At 68.0% G+C, this 22174-nt stretch carries 20 protein-coding genes, 1 tRNA gene and 1 riboswitch; of the genes, 8 read left to right on the top strand and 13 right to left on the bottom strand.

The window, feature by feature from the left end:
- The first annotated feature begins 108 nt into the window (after nucleotides 1-108).
- Nucleotides 109-897 carry an exodeoxyribonuclease III gene (locus CAL25_RS03020; protein WP_094798440.1) on the top strand — a complete coding sequence of 263 codons (789 nt, stop codon included), beginning with the start codon at nucleotides 109-111 and terminating at the stop codon, nucleotides 895-897.
- A 390-nt stretch (nucleotides 898-1287) separates the two neighbouring features.
- Nucleotides 1288-2631: an NADP-specific glutamate dehydrogenase gene (gdhA, locus tag CAL25_RS03015; protein WP_249278927.1), complete on the top strand. Its 1344-nt coding sequence runs from the start codon at nucleotides 1288-1290 to the stop codon at nucleotides 2629-2631.
- Nucleotides 2632-2804: 173 nt separating this feature from the next.
- Here the strand turns inward: gdhA and CAL25_RS03010 are convergent, their stop codons facing one another.
- Nucleotides 2805-3443 (bottom strand): trimeric intracellular cation channel family protein, encoded by a 639-nt coding sequence (locus CAL25_RS03010; RefSeq protein WP_094798439.1) that lies wholly within the window; start codon nucleotides 3441-3443, stop codon nucleotides 2805-2807.
- A 151-nt stretch (nucleotides 3444-3594) separates the two neighbouring features.
- Here CAL25_RS03010 and CAL25_RS03005 point away from each other — a divergent pair, with 151 nt between their 5' ends.
- A complete protein-coding gene (locus CAL25_RS03005) occupies nucleotides 3595-4464 on the top strand; it encodes a universal stress protein (protein WP_094798438.1) in 870 nt (289 codons plus the stop codon).
- Between the two features lie 199 nt (nucleotides 4465-4663).
- On the opposite strand, the gene CAL25_RS03000 is transcribed toward CAL25_RS03005, so the two are convergent.
- The 5 genes from CAL25_RS03000 to CAL25_RS02980 all read right to left on the bottom strand — a co-directional run bounded on the left by CAL25_RS03000 (nucleotide 4664) and on the right by CAL25_RS02980 (nucleotide 10156).
- Nucleotides 4664-5731, bottom strand: coding sequence for a porin (locus tag CAL25_RS03000; RefSeq protein ID WP_094798437.1), 1068 nt, complete (start codon nucleotides 5729-5731; stop codon nucleotides 4664-4666).
- Between the two features lie 173 nt (nucleotides 5732-5904).
- Complete coding sequence (locus CAL25_RS02995) at nucleotides 5905-7155, bottom strand: muropeptide transporter (RefSeq protein WP_094798732.1); 1251 nt, start codon at nucleotides 7153-7155, stop codon at nucleotides 5905-5907.
- A gap of 98 nt (nucleotides 7156-7253) precedes the next feature.
- Nucleotides 7254-7868, bottom strand: a complete 615-nt coding sequence (gene metW / locus CAL25_RS02990; protein ID WP_094798436.1) for a methionine biosynthesis protein MetW — start codon at nucleotides 7866-7868, stop codon at nucleotides 7254-7256.
- Nucleotides 7865-9136 (bottom strand): homoserine O-succinyltransferase MetX, encoded by a 1272-nt coding sequence (metX, locus tag CAL25_RS02985; protein WP_094798435.1) that lies wholly within the window; start codon nucleotides 9134-9136, stop codon nucleotides 7865-7867. Before metX ends, metW begins: the two co-directional genes overlap by 4 nt.
- Nucleotides 9127-9207, bottom strand: a riboswitch (SAM riboswitch). Its footprint overlaps the gene before it by 10 nt.
- Before the next feature lie 55 nt (nucleotides 9208-9262).
- Nucleotides 9263-10156, bottom strand: coding sequence for an AEC family transporter (locus tag CAL25_RS02980; protein ID WP_094798434.1), 894 nt, complete (start codon nucleotides 10154-10156; stop codon nucleotides 9263-9265).
- A 137-nt stretch (nucleotides 10157-10293) separates the two neighbouring features.
- Here CAL25_RS02980 and CAL25_RS02975 point away from each other — a divergent pair, with 137 nt between their 5' ends.
- Nucleotides 10294-10530 carry a response regulator transcription factor gene (locus CAL25_RS02975; RefSeq protein ID WP_094798433.1) on the top strand — a complete coding sequence of 79 codons (237 nt, stop codon included), beginning with the start codon at nucleotides 10294-10296 and terminating at the stop codon, nucleotides 10528-10530.
- Here the strand turns inward: CAL25_RS02975 and CAL25_RS02970 are convergent.
- Nucleotides 10525-11043 carry a hypothetical protein gene (locus CAL25_RS02970; RefSeq protein ID WP_249278925.1) on the bottom strand — a complete coding sequence of 173 codons (519 nt, stop codon included), beginning with the start codon at nucleotides 11041-11043 and terminating at the stop codon, nucleotides 10525-10527. The two genes, CAL25_RS02975 and CAL25_RS02970, sit on opposite strands and share 6 nt — an antisense overlap.
- A 66-nt stretch (nucleotides 11044-11109) precedes the next feature.
- On the opposite strand from CAL25_RS02970, the gene CAL25_RS02965 reads away from it, so the two are divergent.
- The 3 genes from CAL25_RS02965 to CAL25_RS02955 all read left to right on the top strand — a co-directional run bounded on the left by CAL25_RS02965 (nucleotide 11110) and on the right by CAL25_RS02955 (nucleotide 14386).
- Nucleotides 11110-12012, top strand: a complete 903-nt coding sequence (locus CAL25_RS02965; RefSeq protein ID WP_094798431.1) for an alpha/beta hydrolase — start codon at nucleotides 11110-11112, stop codon at nucleotides 12010-12012.
- Between the two features lie 36 nt (nucleotides 12013-12048).
- Nucleotides 12049-13635: a glutamate--cysteine ligase gene (gshA, locus tag CAL25_RS02960; RefSeq protein ID WP_094798430.1), complete on the top strand. Its 1587-nt coding sequence runs from the start codon at nucleotides 12049-12051 to the stop codon at nucleotides 13633-13635.
- Between the two features lie 202 nt (nucleotides 13636-13837).
- Nucleotides 13838-14386, top strand: coding sequence for a lipocalin family protein (locus CAL25_RS02955; RefSeq protein ID WP_094798429.1), 549 nt, complete (start codon nucleotides 13838-13840; stop codon nucleotides 14384-14386).
- A gap of 90 nt (nucleotides 14387-14476) precedes the next feature.
- Here CAL25_RS02955 and CAL25_RS02950 read toward each other — a convergent pair whose 3' ends face one another.
- Together CAL25_RS02950 and CAL25_RS02945 are read right to left on the bottom strand one after the other, a co-directional pair.
- The gene (locus tag CAL25_RS02950; protein WP_141217879.1) at nucleotides 14477-15598 is read right to left on the bottom strand and encodes a hypothetical protein; all 1122 of its coding nucleotides are present in this window, start codon (nucleotides 15596-15598) and stop codon (nucleotides 14477-14479) included.
- Between the two features lie 158 nt (nucleotides 15599-15756).
- Nucleotides 15757-15831, bottom strand: a tRNA-Arg gene (locus tag CAL25_RS02945).
- Between the two features lie 278 nt (nucleotides 15832-16109).
- On the opposite strand from CAL25_RS02945, the gene CAL25_RS02940 reads away from it, so the two are divergent.
- Complete coding sequence (locus tag CAL25_RS02940; protein ID WP_094798427.1) at nucleotides 16110-17111, top strand: c-type cytochrome; 1002 nt, start codon at nucleotides 16110-16112, stop codon at nucleotides 17109-17111.
- 155 nt (nucleotides 17112-17266) lie between these two features.
- Here the strand turns inward: CAL25_RS02940 and CAL25_RS02935 are convergent, their stop codons facing one another.
- The 4 genes from CAL25_RS02935 to CAL25_RS02920 all read right to left on the bottom strand — a co-directional run bounded on the left by CAL25_RS02935 (nucleotide 17267) and on the right by CAL25_RS02920 (nucleotide 21990).
- The gene (locus CAL25_RS02935) at nucleotides 17267-18790 is read right to left on the bottom strand and encodes a 3-hydroxyacyl-CoA dehydrogenase (RefSeq protein WP_094798426.1); all 1524 of its coding nucleotides are present in this window, start codon (nucleotides 18788-18790) and stop codon (nucleotides 17267-17269) included.
- A 36-nt stretch (nucleotides 18791-18826) separates the two neighbouring features.
- Nucleotides 18827-20056 carry a CaiB/BaiF CoA transferase family protein gene (locus CAL25_RS02930; RefSeq protein ID WP_094798425.1) on the bottom strand — a complete coding sequence of 410 codons (1230 nt, stop codon included), beginning with the start codon at nucleotides 20054-20056 and terminating at the stop codon, nucleotides 18827-18829.
- Between the two features lie 112 nt (nucleotides 20057-20168).
- Complete coding sequence (locus tag CAL25_RS02925; protein WP_094798424.1) at nucleotides 20169-21317, bottom strand: acyl-CoA dehydrogenase family protein; 1149 nt, start codon at nucleotides 21315-21317, stop codon at nucleotides 20169-20171.
- A gap of 37 nt (nucleotides 21318-21354) precedes the next feature.
- On the bottom strand, nucleotides 21355-21990 hold the full coding sequence (locus tag CAL25_RS02920; protein WP_094798423.1) for a TetR/AcrR family transcriptional regulator: 636 nt from the start codon (nucleotides 21988-21990) through the stop codon (nucleotides 21355-21357).
- Between the last annotated feature and the right edge of the window lie 184 nt (nucleotides 21991-22174).

Below are 22174 nucleotides of genomic sequence, written 5' to 3'. Positions count from 1 at the left end.
CGCCGCGTCGGTTACAGTGCTGGCCTGACGCGACCGTGCCCGTGCCGGCGTCCCCCGAAGGGCCGGCCGGTACACGTTCAGCCCCCCGGAAATTTCAGGAGTCCTGCTTTGCTGCGTATCACCTCGCTCAACCTCAACGGCATCCGCTCGGCCTTCCGCAAGGGCCTGCAACCGTGGATGGAAAGCCACGCCGCCGACATCCTGTGCCTGCAGGAAATCAAGGTCGCCGACGCCGACCTGACCGACGAGCTGCGCCACCCGCCCGGCTACACCGGCCACTTCCATCATGCGCAGAAGAAGGGCTACAGCGGTGTGGGCATCTACCTGCGCAATCCCGCCGAGCGCGTGGTCAACGGCTTCGAGTGTGAAGAGTTCGACCTCGAAGGCCGCATCATCCGCGCCGACTGGAAGGATCTCAGCGTCATCAGCGCCTACCTGCCCTCCGGCTCCAGCGGTGACGAGCGCCAGCAGGCGAAATACCGCTTCCTCGACACCTTCGCGCCCTGGCTCGAAGGCCTGATGGACGAACACCGCAAGACCGGGCGCGAGTTCGTGGTGTGCGGCGACTGGAACATCGCTCACAAAGAGATCGACCTGAAGAACTGGAAGGGCAACCTCAAGAACTCGGGCTTCCTGCCTGAAGAGCGCGCCTGGCTCAGCGAGGTGTTCGACAGGCGCGGTTTCGTGGACGTGTTCCGTCAGATCGACGAGCGCCCGGACCAGTACACCTGGTGGAGCAATCGCGGCCAGGCCTGGGCCAAGAACGTAGGCTGGCGTATCGACTATCAGATCGCCACGCCGGGCATCGCCGCCCGCGCCAAGACGGCGGCGATCTACAAGGACGAGCGCTTTTCGGACCACGCACCGCTCACGATCGACTACGACGTGAAGCTGTAAAAAATAATGGGGACATATGTGGCGGAAAATATTTTTTCGCCCGTCCCTGTTTCCGTGGACTAACGGCGGGCGTGCGGCACCAGGCATCCATACCGGCCCCGCCGAATCACCACCAAAAATAGGTGACATATCTAATTCGCCTATGAAACGGCCCGGTCACGGCCGCGATTCCGGTGCCGCGTCGCTCCGCCCGCCACCATATACGTCCCTATTTATTCCCCGCCTCGGACCCGCGCTCGCGCCCAGGAACGAACCTTTGCGATCGCCTGTCTTTTCCTACACAATCGCCGCGCACCAAATCAGTGCGATGCATCTCATTCGCACCATTTTGGTTCTTTTGTGCACCAATCAGGAACATTGCCGCCCTCGCCGCGGCATCTGGAGGACGACGTGAAACTGCAGGGCATGGATGACTTCTTGAAGGGCGTGGCCGCCCGCGATCCGCACCAACCCGAATTCATGCAGGCGGTGGAAGAGGTCATGCAAAGCCTCTGGCCGTTCCTCGAGAAGAATCCGCAGTATGCCGAGCAGGCGATCCTCGAGCGTCTGGTCGAACCCGAGCGCGTGATCCAGTTCCGCGTGTGCTGGACCGACGACCAGGGCCGCGCCCGCGTCAACCGCGCCTTCCGCGTCCAGCACAGCTCCGCCATCGGCCCCTTCAAGGGCGGCATGCGCTTTCACCCCACCGTGAACCTCTCGGTGCTGAAGTTCCTGGGCTTCGAACAGACGTTCAAGAACGCGCTGACGACGCTGCCCATGGGCGGCGGCAAGGGCGGTTCGGACTTCGACCCCAAGGGCAAGTCCGACGCCGAAGTGATGCGCTTCTGCCAGGCCCTGATGATCGAGCTGTACCGCCACCTCGGTCCCGACACCGACGTGCCGGCCGGCGACATGGGCGTGGGCGCGCGTGAAGTGGGCTTCATGGCCGGCATGATGAAGAAGCTGTCGAACTCCTCGGCCGCCGTGTTCACGGGCAAGGGCCTGAGCTTCGGCGGCAGCCTGATCCGCCCCGAGGCCACCGGCTACGGCACGGTGTACTTCGCCGAAGAAATGCTGCGCCGGGTGAACTCGTCGTTCGACGGGCTGCGGGTATCGGTGTCCGGCTCGGGCAACGTGGCGCAATACGCCATCGAGAAGGCCATGGCGCTGGGTGCGCGCGTCGTCACCGCCTCGGACTCGAGCGGCACCGTGGTGGACGAGGCCGGCTTCACGCAGGAAAAGCTGAGCGCGCTGATGCACGTGAAGAACGAGCTGCGCGGCCGCATCGAAGACTACGCCAAGAAGTTCGGCCTGACCTTCGTGCCCGGCAAGAACCCGTGGCATGTGCCGGTGGACGTGGCCCTGCCCTGCGCCACGCAGAACGAACTCGACCGCGACGACGCCGCCACGCTGATCAAGAACGGCGTGAAGTGCGTCGCCGAAGGCGCCAACATGCCGGCGACGCTGGCGGCCGCGCATGCCTTCATCGACGCGCGCGTGCTGTACGCACCGGGCAAGGCCAGCAACGCCGGCGGCGTGGCGGTCTCGGGTCTCGAAATGGCGCAAAACTCGGCCCGCCTGGGCTGGACGCGCGACGAAGTCGATACCCGCCTGCACGCCATCATGCGCGACATCCACGAGAACTGCGTGCGCCACGGCCATGCTTCCGAGGGCTACGTGAATTACCTCGACGGCGCCAACATCGCCGGCTTCGTGAAGGTCGCCGACGCCATGCGCCTGCAGGGTCTGTACTGATCGGCACGGGCAGCGCGTAGACGCGTCGCCCCGTCAGGCTTCAAACAAAAACGCCAGCGCATCGCGCTGGCGTTTTTGCGTGGCGAGGCGCCCGTCCCACTCCGCCGTCCCACTCCGCCGTTGCACTCCGCGGTTGCACTCCGCGGTTGCACGGCGCCCGTTGCACTACCCCCTCAATGCCAGTCGTCGCGGTAGACGAACTTCGGCATCTGCCAGTTGAAGCGCAGGGCCAGCAGACGCAGCGCCAGTCCCACCGTGAGCGCCACCGGCACGGCCAGACTTGTGAGGCCCAGCATGAAGTCCAGGCCGATATACACCAGCCCGGTGAGCAGCGACACGCTGGCGTACAGCTCGCGCCGGAACAGCAGCGGAATGTCGTTGCACAGCACGTCGCGCAGCACCCCGCCCGCGCAGCCGGTGATCATGCCGCTCACCAGAATGATGGGCAGCGAGAGCCCCATCTGCTGCGCCACCTTGCAGCCGATCACGGTGAATGCCACCAGGCCGAGCGCGTCCAGCAGCAGAAAGAGGCTGCGCAGATGCCGCAGCACGCGCGCGCACAGCGCGGTCAGCATGGCCGCGCCCGCGGTCATGCCCAGATACTCGGGATGCGCCACCCAGGTGAGCGGGTAGTGCCCCAGCAGCACGTCGCGCAGCGATCCCCCGCCGAGCGCTGTCACGCAGGCAATCACGCACACGCCGAACCAGTCCATGTCGCGCCGGCCGGCCGCCAACGCGGCCGTCATGGCTTCGGCCACGATGGCCACCAGGTAGAGCGAGTGCAGCAGCAGGGTCGAGGCTTCGGCGGGCATGGGAGTCAGCAGGGGCTGGCGACGAAAGTCCGTATTCTAGGTGAGTCGGTGGTCTTGATGCGTGTCAAGGCGGCGCACGCCCGTTGGTCCGAGAATGGGACGATCGCGCCCCTTCTACCCGGAGCGAGGCGCGCCACAAGGAGAACACACCATGAGCACTCTCGGGCCCCTCTTGCTTGCCACCGACCTCAGCGCGCGCAGCGATCGCGCTCTCGACCGTTCCTTGATGCTGGCGCGCCAGCACGACAGCCGCCTCGTGGCGCTGCACGTGATGGAGCCGCCGCCCGCCACGGCGCTGGCGGCCCCGGCCTGGCGCCGCCTGGCCCCCGACCACAAAATGCTGGCCGAGCAGCGCCTCGCCGAAGACCTGGCCGACGCCGCCGTGCCCACCGAGGCCGTGGTGGCCCGCGGCCATTCGGTCGACGTGATCCTCGATACCGCCGCTCACTTCGGCTGCCAGCTCATCGTGACGGGCATCGCCCGCGAAACCACGCTGGGCCGTCTGCTGCTGGGCAACACCGTCGAGCGCCTCGCGCGGGTGGCCCGCCAGCCCGTGCTGGTGGTCAAGGCGCGGCCGCGCCGGCCGTATCAGGACGTGGTGATCGCCACCGACTTTTCCGAAGGCTCGCGTCAGGCCCTGCGCGCCGCGCTGGCCGTGGCGCCGGGCGCGCGCCTGACGCTGTTCCATGCCTTCGCGGTGCCCGGCAAGGCCGACACGATGAGTCAGGACGACATCGCCGTGCATTGCCACAAGGAAGCCGAGCTCAAGGCCGAGGCCTTTCTGCGCGACACGCCCGAGCTGGCCGGCCTGCCCCGGCCCGACGTGGTGCTGGAAGCCGGCCAACCCGAAGCGCAGCTCTCGCCGTTCGTCTTCCAGCGCCGCTGCGACCTCGTGGTGACCGGCACGCATGGCCTGAGCGGCATTCTGCGCACCGCCCTGGGCAGCGTCGCCGAGAAGCTGATCGAGGCGCTGACCTGCGACGTGCTGGTGGTGCGCCAGAGCGGTCCGGCCCGCGGCTGAACGCAACGGCACCGGGCCTGCGGCACGGCCCGTGGGCCCGAGCCCACGACCGAGCCCTCGGCCCGAGCCCGCCGCCCGAGCCCGGGGCCCGCGGCAGCGGCGTGCATAGTCACGACCCAACGAAAACGGCCGCGCTGCCAGGCAGCGCGGCCGTTGTTCCGAGCCGTCCCGACGCGGCTGGCGCCGGGACGACCTGTGCTCAGAAGATGTGGCGAATGCCCACGCCCGCACCCACCTGGCTGCTGCGCGCGATCTCGAGGCTGGCGGCGTCCTTGACCTTGTTGTAGTCGACGGTGCCGTAGACCTGCGTGCGCTTGGACAGCGCGTATTCGGCCACGGCCACGAAGGCGTAGCGCTTGCCCTTGTCGCCGTCGACCTGGACGTTTTCGCTGCGGTCGTAGTAGCCCGCGCCGGTGATCGCCCAGCGCGGCGTGGCCTGCCACGTCGCGCCCGCGAAGTAGCCCTGGTCCTTGCGCTGGACACCGGCGTTCGGCACCGGGCTGCCCATCACGGCATTGACCCAGCCCGTTTCGTCGCGGCCATTGAAGTAGCCCGCGAACACCTTGACCGGCTCGAAGTTGTAGCTGGCGTTGAGGTTCCAGACGCGCTGTTCGTAATCGGAGTTGCCGGCGGAGTTGGTGAGCTGATAGCCGCCGCCCACCGACAGCGGGCCGGTGGTGTACGACAGCGTGCCACCGTACTGGCGGCCCAGCTTGTGGTCTTCGAAGCTGTCCGAGAACGCGTACGACAGGATGACGTCGAAACCGGCCAGCTTGTTGTTGCGGTAGCGCACCGAGTTCGAGCTGCGCGCGCGCGACATGGCCACCGGCAGCCAGGAATTCTGGTCGTAGTTGCCCACGGTCAGCGGATCGTATTGATCGGCCAGGATCGTGAACATCGGCGTGTCCTGGCGGCCCAGCGAGATCGCGCCCCACTCGTTGCCATCGACGCCGACATAGGCGTGGCGATTGAAGAACGAGTTGGGATCGGAGCGTTGGCCGTCCTGGATGTTGAAGCCGCCTTCGAGGCGGAAGAACACGGAATTGCCGTTGCCGATGTCCTCGACGCCGCGCAGACCGAAGCGGCTGTTGGAGATGGCGCCGTTGGCCAGGCTGACGCGGCTGTTGTCGGTGTTGGTGCCGCTGCCGGTGCTGAGATAGCGCAGGCTGACGTCGGCGATGCCGTAGAGCGTGACGCTGGTTTCGGCGGCGTGGGCGGCCGTGGCGCACAGGCCGGCAAGCGCGAGCGCGGATGCGATTCGCTTCATGTGGGTCTTCTCCTCCGTGCGGACGCATGGGTGGCGGCCGCTGTGTCGTTATACCGATCCCTCTCCGAGACCGGATGCGCGGGTAACGCAGGGCGCTACCATATCACCGGGGGTCAGACCGAACACGTCAGGAAAACCACGAAAGTTGCATCGGTGCGACAGTCAGCGCAAGGTCAGGAAGCGTTGGCCGCTTCGCTCTCGAGCGCGTCGATATCGCGCCTGCGCAACCACAGCAGAATCAACCCGGGCACGGCGATCAGCACCGTGACCATGAAGAAGCCCGGCCAGCCCAGAAAGCCCACCAGCACAGGCGTGAGCGGGCCAGCCAGATAGGTGCGGCCCACCGCCGACAAGGCGGAGAGCAGCGCGAACTGCGTGGCCGAAAACTCCTGTCGGCACAGGGCCATCAGCAAGGCCACGAACGCCGCCGTGCCGAGCCCGCCGCAGAGGTTTTCGATGCCCACCGCGGCGCTCATGATCACCAGGCTTTTCGGGCTGATGGCGATCAGCCAGTAGCCGAGATTGGACACGGCCTGCAGCAGCCCGAAGGCCATGAGGGAGCGATACAGCCCCCAGCGCGTCATGATGGCGCCGCCCGCCAGCGCGCCCACGATGGTGGCGATCAGGCCCAGCACCTTGTTCACGGTGCCGACCTCGGTCGCGCTGAAGCCCGCGCCGCGTATCAGAAAGGTGGTGGACAGCGCCCCCGCGAAGGCGTCGCCGAGCTTGTACAGCACGATGAGCAGCAGCAGCGTGTACGCGCCGCGGCGGGTGAAGAACTCACGAAAGGGCTCGACCACGGCGAGGCGCAGGCTGCGCGGCGTGGCGGCGGGCTTCTCGGGCTCGGGCGCGCTCAGCGTGGCCAGCACGCACAGCAGCATCAGCAGGCCCATCAGGATGTAGGTATTGCCCCAGCCCAGCAGATGGTCCGCCAGGATCAGGGCCAGGCCGCCCGAGACCAGCATGGCGACGCGATACCCCAGCACCTTGACCGCGGCGCCCGCCCCTCGCTCCGATTTATGCAGGACGTCGGTACAGTACGCGTCGAAGGCGATGTCTTGGGTGGCCGACAGAAACGCCACGAGCACCGACAGCAGCGCCAGCGGCAGCAGCGCCTGCGAGGGCGACATCAGGCCCATGATCATGATGCAGATGGCCAGCAGCAACTGCGTGACCAGCATCCAGCCCCGGCGGCGGCCGAGCAGCGGCGGCACGTAGCGGTCGACCAGCGGCGCCCACAGAAACTTGAGGGTATAGGCCGTGTTGACCAGGGTCAGCATGCCGATCTGTTGCAGCGAGACGCCGTCGACCGTGGCCCAGGCCTGGAGGGTGCCGCTGGTCAACGCGAGCGGCAGGCCGCTGGCGAACCCGAGCGCCAGCAGCGGCGCCACACGGCGATTGCGATAGACCCGGGTGGCCTCAATAAGATCGGCGATGGCGCGCTCCTTCGATGGCGCCGGCTCGCCTCGCGCGCCGGCCTGCAACAACTACCGGCATATTACCAACCCGGGCGGCTTTGCCGTCAGGGCGCGGCGAAGCGATACACCGCCAGCGTGCTGCGCCAGCTCGGCAGCACCCGGACCTCGCGGTCTTCGTTGAACGTGGCGCGTTCCAGGATGCGCAGGTTCAGCGAACGCGCCAGATCCTCGAAGTCGCGCAACGTGCACAGATGGATGTTGGGCGTGTTGTACCAGGCGTAGGGCATCTGCCCGGTCACCGGCATGCGGCCGCGCAGGATGGACCAGCCGTGCGGCCAGTAGCCGAAATTGGGAAACGACACGATGCCATAGCGCGACACCCGCGCCATCTCGCGCAGGATGTGCTCGGTGCGGTGCATCGATTGCAGCGTCTGCGACAGCACCACGGTCTCGAACTGCTTGTCGTCGAACAGCGCCAGGCCGTCTTCGAGGTTCTGCTGAATGACCTGCACGCCGCGGCGCACGCATTCGATCACGTGATGATCATCGATCTCGACGCCGGCGCCCTGCACCTGGCGCACGTCGCGCAAGTACGCGAGCAGCGCGCCGTCGCCGCAGCCCAGGTCGAGCGCGCGGCTCTTGGGCTCGATCCAGCTGGCGATGCGCGCCAGGTCGGGACGAAGGCTCGGCGTCACGCCCGTTCGAGGCTGGGTCGTCATGCGGGCAATCCTTGGGTCTGGGCCGCGCCGGTCAGGCCGAGCGCGAGCGCGATGCGTTCGTAGTAGCCGCGCACCACCGCGTGATAGCGCGCGTCTTCGAGCAGGAACGCATCGTGGCCGTGAGGCGCGTCGATCTCGGCGTAGGTGACCGGGCTGTTGTTCTTGAGCAGCGCCCGCACGATCTCGCGCGAGCGCTCCGGCGGAAACCGCCAGTCGGTGGAAAACGACACCAGCAGGAAGTCGGCCGTGGCCGGTGCGAGCGCCCGGGCCAGATCGCCGCCGGTCTCGCGCGCGGGATCGAAGTAATCGAGCGCGCGCGTGATCAGCAGGTAGGTGTTGGCATCGAAGTAGCGCGAGAATTTCTCGCCCTGGTAGCGCAGGTACGACTCGACCTCGAACTCCACGTCGTAGCCGTAACGGTAGGCGCCGTTCTCGGCCGGCGAACGTTGCGTGCGGCCGAATTTCTCGGCCATGTCGTCGTCGGACAGGTACGTGATGTGGCCGATCATGCGGGCCACCGACAGACCGCGCCGCGGCACGGTGTTGTGCGCGTAGTAGTCGCCGCCGTGGAAATCCGGATCGGTGATGATGGCGCGTCGCGCCACTTCGTTGAAGCCGATGTTCTGGGCCGACAGGCGCGGGGTGCTCGCCACCACCACGCAATGCGCCACGCGCTCGGGGCAGGTCACGGCCCACGAGAGCGCCTGCATGCCGCCCAGCGAACCGCCCATTACCGCGGCGAAGCGCTCGATGCCGAAATGATCGGCGACCCGGGCCTGCGCCAGCACCCAGTCTTCGACCGTGAGCACCGGAAAGGCGGCGCCCCACGGCTGACCCGTGGCGGGATTGATGCTGGCGGGGCCGGTCGAGCCGAAGCACGAGCCGATGTTGTTCACGCCGATGACGAAGAACACATTGGTGTCGACCGGCTTGCCGGGGCCCACCATGTTGTCCCACCAGCCGATGTCCTTGGGATCATCGGCGGCGATGCCCGCCACGTGGTGCGAGGCATTGAGCGCATGGCACACGAGTACGGCATTGGTGCGCTCGGCGTTGAGCGTGCCGTAGGTCTCGACGGCGACTTCATAGCCGGCCAGGGACTGCCCGCTGGCCAGGGCCAGAGGCTCGTCGAAACGCAGGAAGACGGGAGATACCACGCCGGCGGAGCCTACGGCGCCTTGCGGGGCGGTGGCATGCGGCGGGGTGACGGGCAGCGAGGCCGACGCGGGGTGCGCGACGGTCGCCACAGGGGAAGCTGGGCTGGTCATCACAGACCTCTTTAGCTGGATTTATAAAAGGCGCCCGCAAGCGGATCAGGCAAATCGGCGCCGACAATGAGGAGGAATTCTAGCACTCTCGCGGCACATGAGTGTGGCGAGGTGTGCGCAGGCGGGTCAATGGCGGGTGAACCAGAGCAGCGCGGGCGCGAGCACGAGAAACACCACGGTGGAGATCAGCACCGCGCCGGCGGCGGTGTCGCCCATGTCGGTGTAGCGCCGCGCGTACATATAGCTCACGACCGCGCAGGGCATGGCCATCTGCAGGGCGAGCGCGCCCGCCAGCGGCGCCGTCAGGCCCAACATCCAGACGGCCGCCCAGCCGGCGCCGATCCCGACCAGCAGGCGCATCATGCCGACCACCGCGCCGGTGCGCAGGCCGCTCGACGGAATCAAGGCCAGCGCGTGCCCCAGGCTCAGCAGCATCAGCGGCACCGTGACGGCGCCCAGCATGCTGGCCGTCTCGATCACCCAGCCGGGCACCGGGATGCCGGCGACGCGCAGCGCGACCGCGGCCACGGCCGCGATCAGCACGGGGCTGCGCCAGCCGCCGCTGGTGCTTGCGCCGGGCAGCAGGCGCACGCCCAGCGTGTGCATGACGAACGAGTTGACGGCAAAGAAGGCGACCGCGGCCGACAGGCCCACGTCACCGAAGGCGAGCTGGGACACGGGCAGGCCGAGGTTGCCGGCATTGGGCATGAAGGCCGTGGGCAGCAGCTTGCGCACGGGCAGTTTCAGCACCTTCAGCAAGATCGCGCAGATGGCCGCGCACAGGAACAGCGCCAGCAGCGACGCCATCGCGATGTCGGCCAGCGCGCGGTCATCGAGCTCGGTGGTGACGAAGGTGTGGAAAACGAGCGCCGGCGTCGTGACGGACGTGACCAGCATGGTCACGAAGGCGCCGCCGAACGGGTAGTCGCGCTTGCCCCAGAACACCCCGATGCCCACGCACGTCAGTAGCGGCGCCAGCATGACGATGGCGGACAGATAAAACTGCGCGATGGCAAACATGGAACAGCGCTCTACGTAAAAAGGAATGAGGTAATCAACGTGCTTTTGCCACGGCGAATGGGCGCGCGGCGGGCGCCGGGGCACCTGTTCAAATGCGCGCTCCGACCGCTCCGCCTCGTCGGGCAAGGCACCGGTTCATGACCCTCCTCCTTACGCCGCGCGAGATCGAATGTCTGCGTTGGGCTGCTGCCGGTTATCCGAGCAACGCCATCGGCGTGCGTCTGGGCATCCGGCCACGTACGGTCGAGTTTCACCTGACCAACGCGCGCGAAAAGCTCGGCAGCCGCAATCGCTGCGCCGCCGTGGCGCGGGCCCAGCAACTGGGTCTGCTGACCCCGCCGGTACCGCTGCCTGCCCAGAAGCCGGCATCATAACGGCAGCCGCTTGATCGACGCCAGGAACGTTCGCGCCTCGGCTTCGGGCAAGCCGGCCACGGTGCCAACCGCCACCGCCTGCACCAGCAGGCCATCGTCCACCCAGACCCGGGCGTACATCCAGCGTGCCGGCTCGCCTTCGGCCGAGCGTGCGTGCAGCACGGTGCCCGGCGCGGGCCAGGCCGCGGGCGGGGCCGCGCCGATGCGGGCATACAACGAACGCTGGACGCCCTCGGCCAGCTGTTCGCGCGTGCGCGCCGGCAGGCCGGGGGGCAGCGGCGCATGTCCCACCGCGAACACGCCATCGCCGACGCGCGCCGACGTGAGGGTGAAACGCAGGCTCGTGCCTTGCGCATCGAGGTCGCGCGTCTCGGCCTGCACCTTGGCCGGAAACGCCGCCTGAATGCGGCCATCGGCCAGCAGCAGCTCGCGCCAGTTGTAACTCGGGCTGCAGCCCGCGAGCGCCAGCAGCAATGCGATGCCGGCAAGCGCGCAGCCGGCATTCTTGAGCATGAAACGAAACCGCAGTGAAATCATCGTTGTCCGGCCTCGTGCCGTTTCGACAGACAGGTCCGCACAGTGTCGCCGAATTCCTACACCCTCGCAGCCGACGGCACCCGCCTCGCCTGTTATCGCTGGCCCGCCGCCGGCCCCGCGCCGCGCGAGGGCGGGATCTACCTGCTGCACGGGCTCTCCGAGCATATGGGCCGCTATGAGCACCTGGCCCGGGATCTGACACGGCGGGGCTGGCGCGTGGCGGCCCACGACCATCGCGGTCACGGCCAGTCCGGGGGGCCGCCGGCCAGCCTGCGGCAACAGGAAGACCTGGTGGAGGACGCCGCCGCCTGTATCAGCGCCTGGACCGAAGAACTGGGCCGCCCGCCCGTGGTGCTGGGCCATAGCCTGGGCGCGCTGGTGGCTTTGCGGCTCGCGCTGCGGCACCGCGCCCGCGTCGGGGGTCTGGTGCTGGCCAGCCCGCCCTTCATGGTGCGGGTGCCCGGCTGGACCCGGCGCGCCCTGCAATGGCTGGCCGAGCGCCATCCCGACCGGCGGGTCCCTTACGGGCTGACCCCTGCGCGGGTCTCGCACGACCGGCAGGTCGTGGCGGCCTTCAAGGCCGATCCGCTGGTGCACCGGTGCATTACCGGCCGGCTGGCGCGTTTCATCGACCAGGCCGGTGGCGAAGTGCTCGCCGAAGCGGCCATGCTCTGCCATCCCACGCTGCTGCTGGTGGCGGGCGACGACCGCATCGTGGCACCCGAGGGCAGCCGCCTGTTCGCCCAGCGCGCGCCCGCCGGGCTGCTGCGGTTGCGCTGGTACGACACTGCCTGGCACGAACTCTTCAATGAGACGCCCGCCATCGCCGGCCCGGTCTACGCCGACCTGCATCGCTGGCTCGACGGGCATTTTGGGGGCACACTGGATCCAAATCCCCTGCCGGCCCCCGGGGCAAGCCTGACGGAGCTCGTCGGCTCCCCGTAAAATCCCGCCTCGACCTTACGCACACAAGAACAATCCGTGACTGATACCGCCGCAACCCGACTGGCCCGCCTGCAGGCCAATACCGCCCTCCTCGCGCAGACACTGCGCGGCGTCGAGAAGGAAGGCCTGCGTGTGGACCTCCAGGGCGACCTGGCCCGAACGCCCCATCCGGCGGCCCTGGGCTCGGCCCTGACCAACGAGCACGTCACGACCGATTACTCGGAAGCCCTGCTCGAGCTGATCACCGGCACCCATGCCAACGTCGACACCCTGCTGACCGAGCTGACCGACACCCACCGCTTCGTCTATGGCGAGCTCAAAGACGAAGTGATCTGGAATCAGTCCATGCCGGCGCATCTGCCGCCCGAGGCCGACATCCCGATCGCCTGGTACGGCACCTCCAACACCGGCATGCTCAAGCACGTCTATCGCCGCGGCCTGGCCGAGCGCTACGGCAAGACCATGCAATGCATCGCGGGCGTGCACTACAACTTCTCGCTGCCCGACGCCATCTGGTCCCTGCTCGATCCGCAGGCGAGCTCGGTGCAGCAGAGCCGCTCCAGCGGCTACATCGGCCTGATCCGCAACTTCACGCGGTATTCGTGGCTGCTGATGTATCTGTTCGGCGCGGCGCCGGCGCTCTCGCGCGCATTTCTGCGTGGCGACGCGCACGGGCTCGAGTCGCTCGACGCCGACACGCTGTATCTGCCCTACGCCACCAGCCTGCGCATGAGCGATCTCGGCTACCAGAACAAGGCGCAGTCGCAGCTCAAGCCCTGCTACAACGACCTGAACACGTTCCTCGCCCGCATCTATGGCGCCGTGACGCAGCCGTGGCCCGCGTACGAGGCTCTCGGCACGAAGCGCGAGGGCGAGTGGATTCAGCTCAACACCAACGTCCTGCAGATCGAAAACGAGTACTACTCGAGCATTCGTCCCAAACGCGCGACGGGCCGCTGCGAACGCCCGATCACGGCGCTGGCCGAGCGCGGCGTGCAGTACGTCGAAGTGCGCTGCCTCGACATCGACCCGTACGAGCCCGCGGGACTGGCCGCCGACACGGCGCGCTTCGTCGACGCCTTCCTGCTCTATTGCACCGTTTCCGACAGCCCGTACTTCACCGAAAACGGCTTCTGTCAGCGCAGCGCCGACAACTTCTCGGTGGTCGTGAAAGAGGGCCGCAAACCCGGCCTCATGCTCGACCGGGACTGCCAGTCGATCTCGCTGCAACAATGGGGCGCGGAGCTGCTCGACGCCATCGCGCCCTACGCCGCGCTGTATGACCAGGCACTCGGCGGCGATGCCTACGCGCGCGCCCTCGAGGCCCAGCGCGCCAAGCTGGCGAATCCCGACCTCACGCCGTCGGCACGCCTGCTGGCCGCGCTGCGCGCGAGCAAGCAGTCGTTCCATGACTACACGCTGGCGCAGAGCCGCGCGCACGCCGACGCGTTGCGCGCGCAACCGCTCGCCCCCGAGCAGGCCGCCGTCTATGCCCGCACGGCCAGCGAGTCGATTGCGGAACAGCAGCGCCTCGAGGCCTCGGACACGGTCGATTTCGACGAGTACGTGGCGCAGTATCACGCCGCGCTGAAGAACCCGCTGCCGGCGCGCGACGCGGGCTGAGAATGCCGGGAGGGCGGGCGCGTCGGCGCGCCCGCGCCTCGTCGGCCATGCCTGGCCGGCCGCGCCCTCCCGCCCTGCGTCACGGCTTCGCGGTATCCTTGAACGATGCTGCGGCGCCGCACATCAGTCCGCGCGCCAGCAGCCGCGGCCTGCCCCGTCCGCTCCGGTCGACCGGGCGCCGCCCCCTTTAGGAGACGACCTTATGCTGAGCAATGTTGTTCGATCCGCGCGCCTGTGTGCGCGTGCCTGTGTGGTCGTGCTGGGCGCCACGCTGGGCGCGGCCGCCGTCGCCGCCCAACCGCCCGTTCAGACCGTGCCGTCGCTGGACATCTCGCGGTATGTGGGCAAGTGGTACGAAATCGCCAACTTCCCGATGTTCTTCCAGCGCAAATGCGTGGGCGACACGACCGCGGAGTACGCGCTCAACCCCGATCAGACCGTGTCCGTCACGAACCGCTGCCGCACCAAGGACGGCAGCATCGATTCGGCCAACGGCACCGCGACGGTCGTGCCCGGCAGCAACAACACCAAGCTCGAGGTGTCGTTCTTCAAGCCGTTCAAGGGCGACTACTGGGTGATCGGTCTCGACCCGGAATATCGTTGGGCCGTGGTCGGCGCGCCCAACCGCAAATACCTGTGGATCCTGTCGCGCTCGCCGCAATTGCCGAAGGACCAGCTCGACCTCGCGCTCAAGGCCGCGAGCGACCAGGGATACACCTTCGAAGAGCTGCGCTACACGCCGCAGAAATAAAGCATACGGGCCGCGACAAGCGGCCCGTTTTCATCGAGGCGCGTGCTCGCTACTGCGCTGTCTGGCGGGCCGGCGACGCCTGCGGCACGCTCAGCGCGGACACAGGGCGGCCCGGTGCGCGTCGAGATACTGCACGGACTGCGTGCGCAGCCAGGCCTCGGGGTCGGTCGCCGGATCGGCCGCGTACTGACCGATCGGCTTACCGAAATAGCGGTCGATCTCCCGGCCCAGCCGCTCCTTGTCGTCCGCGGGCGCCTGTCCCGCCCCGGCGCGCAGCCGCCAGGCGTGCAGCGCGGTGGCGCCCACGGCCAGGGCCTCGGTGTAGCGCCCGTGGTTGAACGCCAGCATGGCCTCGCGTTCGGCCGGCGTCAGGGTGTGGTTGAACAGCTCGCCCGAGAGCTTCGCGCCATTGCGGGCAAAGCCGCGCAGCAGCTCCGCCCATTGCGCGCGCCGCCGATCCGACGCCGCCGCGCCGCGATCCACCGACAGAAAGACTTCAGCCTGCGCCGCATCGAGCCGGCCGATCGCTTCGGCCACGACGCGCGTCAGGCCGCCCGCGTCCACTGCCTCCTTGAAGTCGAACAACAGCGCATACGCAGGCTCGCCCGTCGCCGGGTCCAGCGCGCCGCGCTGCATGTCGCCGATGGCGGTGAAGAGGTCGTAGTACTGACGGGCGCTGCGCGTCCGGGCGGAGACGAACCAATCCAGCGTCTCCTGATATTGCGCGGCATCGAGCCGGTCCACGGCCCAGGCCAGCGGCGCCATCGCGGCGCGCTGATGCGGCGACGCCCGGTCCGCGCGCGCCTGCTTCACGAACCCTGCGTGCAGCGTGTCGTAGTAAGCGCGGTACGCCGGCGCGAAATAACGCTCGGGATCCCCCGCCAGCGCACACCCGTGCGCCGCGAGTGTCGCGCGCAACGCCGGCTCCACGGCAGCGCCGATGCGCGCTTCGCTCCAGCGATCCATCAGCGGACTGCTGCGATCGGCTGCGTCCAGGAGCCGCTGGGCGCGTGCGGGCAGCGTGGGAGTCTGGGCGGCGGGTGCGGGATCTGTCCGGTTCGGGCCCGAGCCCTGCGACGTGCGCGCGCCCGGTTGCGCCGGCTGGGCCGCACTCGCACCGACGATGCAGGCCAGGGCGAGCGCCATGGCCGCCACGCCCGAATGAATGGTCCTGCGAGGGGCGACCCCGCGTCGACGGCCCTGCTGCGTCATGCCACGACTCCCCGCGTTGCGATTGCGGCATCGTAGCGCAGACGAAAAAAAAGACGCCCTGGGCGTCTTTTTATTTGCGGCAGCGCGGTGGCGCTGACTGCCGCATGGCCGAGGCCGCCTGATGCGTGATCATCACGCGGCGCCTCGATCCTGCAATCTGGCGCGCCCGACAGGAATCGAACCTGTATCAAGAGCTTCGGAAACTCTCATTCTATCCATTGAACTACGGGCACGGAGAGGCGGTATTGTACCTGCTTTTGCCCGCCGTGCCTGCGGCATGCCGGCGGACGACTCGGGGAATGCCCGGGCATGCATGTTATGCCCCCGATATGACGTTATATAATCCAGCGTTTACTTTCAGGCGGGCCGGTTCATCGGCCGCCTGCGTTGTGGATCGAGACGCCACGCAGAGCGTCGGAGCCTCTCACTCGTAGTGTTGTTGTCGAATCTGGTTGTCGCACGTCTGTTGCCGCCGCAAGGCGCCCCTGTACCCGATTAGCAGGATTTGGTCATGAGCAACGAGCAGGAACATACCGAAGAACACAACTCGCCCATCAAAACGCCCAAACAACTGGCTGTCACCGTCGTTCTGGCGTTCATCATCCCCATCGTCATCATCTTTCTGCTGGTCAGCATGGTGACGTCCGGCACCAAGGTCGGCGCTGGATCGGGCACCCTCACCGAAGAAGCCATTGCCCGCCGTATCGCGCCCGTCGCCGGGTTCGAGCTGGTCGATGCGAATGCGCCGCGCGTGTTCAAGACCGGCGAGCAGGTCTATCAATCCGTCTGTATGGCCTGCCACGCCGCCGGCGTGGCAAACGCGCCGAAGATGGGCGATGCCAACGCCTGGGCGCCCTTCATCAAGACCGGCTTCGAAGCGATGCTGAGCGTGGCCATACACGGCAAGGGCGCGATGCCGGCCAAGGGCGGCAACCCCGCCCTGTCCGACTACGAAGTCGCCCGCGCCGTGGTCTACATGGCCAACCAGTCCGGCGGCAAGCTGCCCGAGCCGCCCGAGCCCAAGCAGGAAGGCCAGGACGGCGCGACGGCGGCTGCGCCGGCGGCACCCGCTGGTGCGGCACCCGCTGGTGCAGCCCCGGCTGCTGCGGCCTCCGCCGGGGCGCCCGCCGCGGCCCAGGCCACCCCGCCCGCCGCCGCCCCCGCACCGGCTCAAGCCGAAGCCCCGGCCCAGGCACCGGCTGCTCCGGCCGCCGCAGCACCGGCCGCCGCAGCACCGGCCGCCGCAGCACCCGCCAACACCGCCACGGCCAACGCCGCGGGCGAAAAGCTCTACAAGAGCACCTGTTTCGCCTGTCACGGCACCGGCGTGGCCAATGCGCCCCGTTTCGGCGACAAGGCAGCCTGGGCACCGTACATCGCCACCGGCATGGACGAAATGCTCAAGGTCGTGAAAACCGGCAAGGGCGCGATGCCGCCCAAGGGTGGCGCGATGAACGCCTCCGACGAAGACCTGCGCGCCGCGGTCGAATACATGGTGAGCGCCGCCAAGTAGCGGATCACTCGCTCGCTGCGGGCTCGCCCACCGCGGGCACGCGCCTCGGCCGCCGGCATCGCCCCGGACCATGACGCACCATGCAAAACGCCAGGCATCGCCTGGCGTTTTGTTTATCAGTCCGGCCGGCATCGGCCAGCCGGGCTCACCCGGCTTCAGGCCGCGTGTTCGGTCAGCAACGAAAGACCGAGCTGTACGCGGCGTTGCAGCCACAGGCTGGGGCGATAGCGCGGATCGCCGGTCACGCGCTGCACATTGCGCAGGATCTCCAGAATGCGCGCGGCGCCGAGGGCGTCGCCCATGGCCAGCGGACCCTTGGGATAGCCCAGACCCAGCGTGACGGCACGGTCGATGTCGTCAGCGGTGGCGATGCGTTGCTGCGCGATGTCGGCGGCAATGTTCACGATGCAGGCCACGATACGCTGGGCCACGAAGCCCGGCGAGTCGTCGATCACGCTCACGGGCGCGCCGTCCTGCGCGAACACGGCATGCGCGGCATCGCGCCAGGCCGGCAGCGTCGCGGGCGACACCATCACGGTACGGCGGCGGTTCGGATCGAAGGTGTGCAGCGTGTCGATGCCGACCGTGCGCGCACCATCGAGCCCCTGCTCCGCCACGCAGGTGGAGACGTCTTCACCGTAAGGCGTGACGACGATCAGCGCGGCGTCACCGGGCTTGGCGCCCTCTTGCAGACGCACGCCCATGGCCTGCAGCTGCGCGCGGGCGCGGGCATGGCCCTCGGCATGCGCCGGGCTCACCCACACGATCAGATCCGCCGGCAGGGCCGGCACGTGCGGCTCGTCGGGCATCTGCTTCTGGCCGTCGCGATAGACGTAGAAGCCTTCGCCGGCCTTCTTGCCGATCAGGCCACCGGCAAACCGCACGGTGGTGATGGGCGAGGGCTTGAAGCGCGGCTCGTCGAAGAACTGGCGATAGATCGATTCCATCACCGGATGCGAGACGTCGAGCGCGGTGAGATCGAGCAGCTCGAATGGCCCCATCCGGAAGCCCGCCTGCTCGCGCATGATGGCATCGACCTGAGCGAACGAGGCCACGCCCTCCTGCGCCACGCGCAGGCCTTCGGTGTTCATGCCGCGGCCCGCGTGATTCACGATGAAGCCGGGCATATCCTTGGCGCGCACCGGCGTGTGACCCATACGGCGCGCGAGCACCATCAGCGCGTCGCCGACGGCGGGGTCGGTGCGCAGGCCGTCGATCACCTCGACCACCTTCATGAGCGCCACCGGATTGAAGAAGTGGTAGCCCGCCACGCGTTGCGGCGTCTTGCAGCCGGCCGCGATGGCGGTGATCGACAGCGAGGAGGTGTTGGACGCCAGGATGCAATCGGGCGCGACGATGCCTTCGAGCTGACCGAAGAGCTCGCGCTTCACATCGAGGCGCTCGACGATGGCTTCGATCACGAGCTGGCAATCGGCCAGCGCGTTCAGGTCGGCCGCCGCGACGACATGAGCCTGGGCGGCCTCGACCTGCTCGGCCGTGAGCTTGCCCTTGGCGGCAAGCTTGGCCCAGGTATCTGCGAGCGCCGTGCGCGCGGCCTCCACGGCCTGCGCGCTGGTGTCGTACAGGCGCACGGTAATGCCGGCCTGCGCCGCGATCTGGGCGATGCCCCGGCCCATGGCGCCGGCGCCCACCACGCCCACGGTTTGAATCTCTGCCATCGTCTCTACTCCTGTTTTATGGGTATGCCGTCGCGGTCAGCCGGCGTTGCGCGCCAGGGCGTCGATCTCGTCGTCGGACAGGCCCAGCATGCCGCTCAACACCTCGCGGGTGTGCTCGCCCAGCACGGGCGGCGCGCGGTGATACTGCACCGGGCTGCCGGAAAGCTTGAGCGGGCTGGCCGCCACCGGCACCGTGCCGCCCAGCGGATGCGGCAGCTCGCGCTTCATCTGGCGCGCCAGCACGTGAGGATCTTCATACACCTGGTCGAGCGTATTGATCGGGCCGGCCGGCACGCCGGCTTTCTCGAGCTCGATGAGCCAGGTGTCGCGCGCGCCGGTGGCCATGCGTTCGACCAGAATCGGCACCAGCTCGGCGCGATTGCGCACGCGCTGCGGATTGATGGCGAAGCGCGGATCGTCGGCCAGCTCGGGCAGGCCGATCACGCGGCAATAGTTGCGGAACTGGCTGTCGTTGCCCACCGCCACGATCAGGTGACCATCGGCGGCCGCGAAGACCTGATAGGGCACGAGATTCTGGTGGGCGTTGCCGGCGCGCTTGGGCGCGACGCCGGAGGTCATGAAATTGAGGTTCTGGTTGGCCAGCATGGCGACCTGGCAATCGAGCAGGGCCATGTCGATATGCTGACCCAGGCCGCTGCGGTTGCGCTCGTGCAGCGCGGCCAGGATGCCCACCGTGGAATACATGCCGGTCATGAGATCGGCCACGGCCACGCCGGCCTTCTGCGGACCGCCGCCCGGCAGATCGTCGCGTTCGCCGGTGATGCTCATCAGCCCGCCCATGCCCTGAATCATGAAGTCATAGCCCGGACGGCTGGCGTAGGGCCCCGTCTGGCCAAAACCCGTGATCGAGCAGTAGATCAGGCGCGGGTTCACTTCCTTGAGGCTGTCGTAGTCGAGGCCGTACTTGCGCAGCCCGCCGACCTTGAAGTTCTCGACCAGGATGTCGGACTTCAAGGCGAGCTCGCGCACCAGGGCCGCGCCGCGCTCGGACGCGATGTCGAGCGCGACCGAGAGCTTGTTGCGGTTGGCCGAGAGGTAATAGGCGGCCTCGGAGGTGTTCTCGCCCGACTCGTTCTTGAGATAGGGCGGGCCCCAGGCCCGGGTATCGTCGCCCGCGCCCGGGCGTTCGATCTTGATCACCTCGGCGCCAAGGTCGGCGAGGTTTTGCGTGCACCAGGGCCCCGCGAGAACGCGGGTCAGGTCGAGCACGCGAATGCCAGTCAGGGGAGCGGGACGTTGCGACATGGTCGGGTGTGCGGTAGACATCGAGAATCAGGCATCTTAGCCCCGGAGGCGCCGGGATGTGTTCCGTTTTGTGCACGAGAATGTGCAGCCAACGCACATCATGGCGGCCGGGTCAGGCGTAGGCTTTGAGCGCCTCGCGGGCGATCACGAGTTGCTGGATCTGCGTCGTGCCCTCGAACAGGCGGAACAGGCGCACGTCGCGATAGAACCGTTCGACCGCGTATTCGGAGATGTAGCCGGCGCCCCCATGGATCTGCACCGCGCGGTCGGCCACCCGGCCGACCATCTCGGTGGCGTACATCTTGCAGCACGCGGCCTGCATGGTGGTGTTCTCGCCGCGGTCGCGCAGGCGCGCGGCGTCCAGCACCATGCAGCGCGCCGCGTACAGCTCGGCCTGGCTATCGGCGATCATGGCCTGCACCAGCTGGAACTCGGCGATCGGCTGGCCGAACTGCTTGCGCTCGAGCGCGTAGCGCACGGCGTCCCGCAGCAGGCGTTCGGCGATGCCCACGCACAGCGCGGCGATGTGCAGCCGCCCCTTGTCGAGCACCCGCATCGACGTGCGGAAACCCGTGCCTTCCTGCCCGCCGAGCAGCGCGCTGGCCGGCACGCGGCAATTGTCGAACACCACGTCGCAGGTGAGCGCGCCGGCCTGCCCCATTTTCTTGTCGGGCTTGCCCAGCGTGATGCCGGGCGTGCCCACCGGCACCAGGAAGCAAGAGATCGAATCGGCGCGACGCTCGGGCGCCGTGCGCGCCATCACCGAGAACAGGCCCGCGATGGGTGCGTTGGTGATGTAGCGCTTGGTGCCGTTGATGATGTAGTCGTCGCCGTCGCGCTGGGCCGTGGTGCGCAACGACATCGCGTCGGAGCCGGCGTCGGGCTCGGTGAGCGCGAACGAACCGATCAGCTCGCCGCTCGCCAGCCGCGGCAGGTACTCCGCGCGCTGGGCATCGGTGCCGGCCAGCACGATCGATTGCGAGCCGATGCCGATGTTGGTGCCCGCAAGCGAGCGGAACGCCGGCGAGGTCTGGCCGAGCTCGAACACCACGCGGACTTCTTCTTCCATGGTGAGGCCGAGACCGCCGTAGTCGGGCGAGATCGACAGGCCGAACAGCCCCAGGTCGCGCATCTCGCGCACGATGTCCTCGGGCACGGCGCCCGAGTTCGCGAGTTCGTCTTCGGCCGGCACCAGGCGCTCGGTCACGAAGCGGCGCACGGCGTCGATCAGCAGGGTGAGGGTTTCTTGGTCCAGAGCCATGAGCTTCCCTTTGCAGAGGTTACGGGCGAGGCGCGCGTCACGCGGCCATCAGACCCCGGGTCAACAGATCGAAATAACCTTGTGCGATGGTGCGCGCGCTGTCGCGCTGGCCTGGCTTGTACCAGCGCACCATCCAATTGAGCATCGAGAGCACCGCGCGCCCGGTGGCGGCCACTTCCTGCGCGCGGAACACGCCGCGCGCCACGCCGGCCTCGAGAATGGCGCGCAGGCGCTGCTCGTAGGTGTCGCGCATGCGCGCCGCGTCGGCCTGCTCGGGCAAGGCCATGCCGGAATAGCCCACCAGCATCGTCACGAACTCGGGGTGGTGGCTTTCGAAATAACCGGCGTGCGCCAGCATGAAGGCGCGCAGTTGTCCGGCGGGATCGGCGTCACCCGCCTCGGCCACCGCCGCGTCGACCGCGGCCGCCAGGCCCGCCAGCACCTCGAGGATGATCGCGTCGTAGATGTCCTGCTTGGTCGGGTAGTAGTGATAGATCGCGGCCTTGGACACGCCCAGGGCACTCGCCAGATCCGCGATCGAGCTGTTTTCGTAGCCGCTCTGCGCGAACAGACGCGCGGCCTCGGCCAGGATGCGCTCGCGCGCGGCAGGCAGGGTGGGCGGCCGGCCGGCGCGGGCGCGCTTGGGAGCTTCGGCGGGAGGAGCAGCGGTCATGGGCGGATGGGGCGGCGCCGGCCCACCATGGCAGGCCCGCATTGACAGGCCGCGATGGCTTGCCGTTAAATAATCGAGTTAATTACCGGACGACCGGTAGGTAATTATAGGCAGACTTGTTTTCCGCAGACAAGCGGTCGAAGGCACGGTATTTTTCTTCGACGCTTTCTGGATGAACGCAGGC

Source organism: Bordetella genomosp. 5 (genome assembly GCF_002261315.1).
GTDB lineage: Bacteria > Pseudomonadota > Gammaproteobacteria > Burkholderiales > Burkholderiaceae_B > Bordetella.
The sequence above is the reverse complement of the archived record's forward strand: the minus strand, read 5'-3'. Positions and strand labels throughout refer to the sequence as shown.

Bases quoted from the DNA above. Each gene is read 5' to 3' on its own strand.
- metW (WP_094798436.1), bottom strand. From the start codon at position 7,868: ATGACGACCCAGCCTCGAACGGGCGTGACGCCGAGCCTTCGTCCCGAC.
- CAL25_RS02975 (WP_094798433.1), top strand. From the start codon at position 10,294: ATGACCCTCCTCCTTACGCCGCGCGAGATCGAATGTCTGCGTTGGGCT.
- CAL25_RS03005 (WP_094798438.1), top strand. From the start codon at position 3,595: ATGAGCACTCTCGGGCCCCTCTTGCTTGCCACCGACCTCAGCGCGCGC.
- CAL25_RS02940 (WP_094798427.1), top strand. From the start codon at position 16,110: ATGAGCAACGAGCAGGAACATACCGAAGAACACAACTCGCCCATCAAA.
- CAL25_RS03000 (WP_094798437.1), bottom strand. From the start codon at position 5,731: ATGAAGCGAATCGCATCCGCGCTCGCGCTTGCCGGCCTGTGCGCCACG.
- CAL25_RS02950 (WP_141217879.1), bottom strand. From the start codon at position 15,598: ATGACGCAGCAGGGCCGTCGACGCGGGGTCGCCCCTCGCAGGACCATT.
- CAL25_RS02935 (WP_094798426.1), bottom strand. From the start codon at position 18,790: ATGGCAGAGATTCAAACCGTGGGCGTGGTGGGCGCCGGCGCCATGGGC.
- metX (WP_094798435.1), bottom strand. From the start codon at position 9,136: ATGACCAGCCCAGCTTCCCCTGTGGCGACCGTCGCGCACCCCGCGTCG.
- CAL25_RS02955 (WP_094798429.1), top strand. From the start codon at position 13,838: ATGCTGAGCAATGTTGTTCGATCCGCGCGCCTGTGTGCGCGTGCCTGT.
- CAL25_RS02970 (WP_249278925.1), bottom strand. From the start codon at position 11,043: ATGCTCAAGAATGCCGGCTGCGCGCTTGCCGGCATCGCATTGCTGCTG.
- CAL25_RS02925 (WP_094798424.1), bottom strand. From the start codon at position 21,317: ATGGCTCTGGACCAAGAAACCCTCACCCTGCTGATCGACGCCGTGCGC.
- CAL25_RS03010 (WP_094798439.1), bottom strand. From the start codon at position 3,443: ATGCCCGCCGAAGCCTCGACCCTGCTGCTGCACTCGCTCTACCTGGTG.
- CAL25_RS02920 (WP_094798423.1), bottom strand. From the start codon at position 21,990: ATGACCGCTGCTCCTCCCGCCGAAGCTCCCAAGCGCGCCCGCGCCGGC.
- CAL25_RS02980 (WP_094798434.1), bottom strand. From the start codon at position 10,156: ATGTTTGCCATCGCGCAGTTTTATCTGTCCGCCATCGTCATGCTGGCG.
- CAL25_RS02930 (WP_094798425.1), bottom strand. From the start codon at position 20,056: ATGTCGCAACGTCCCGCTCCCCTGACTGGCATTCGCGTGCTCGACCTG.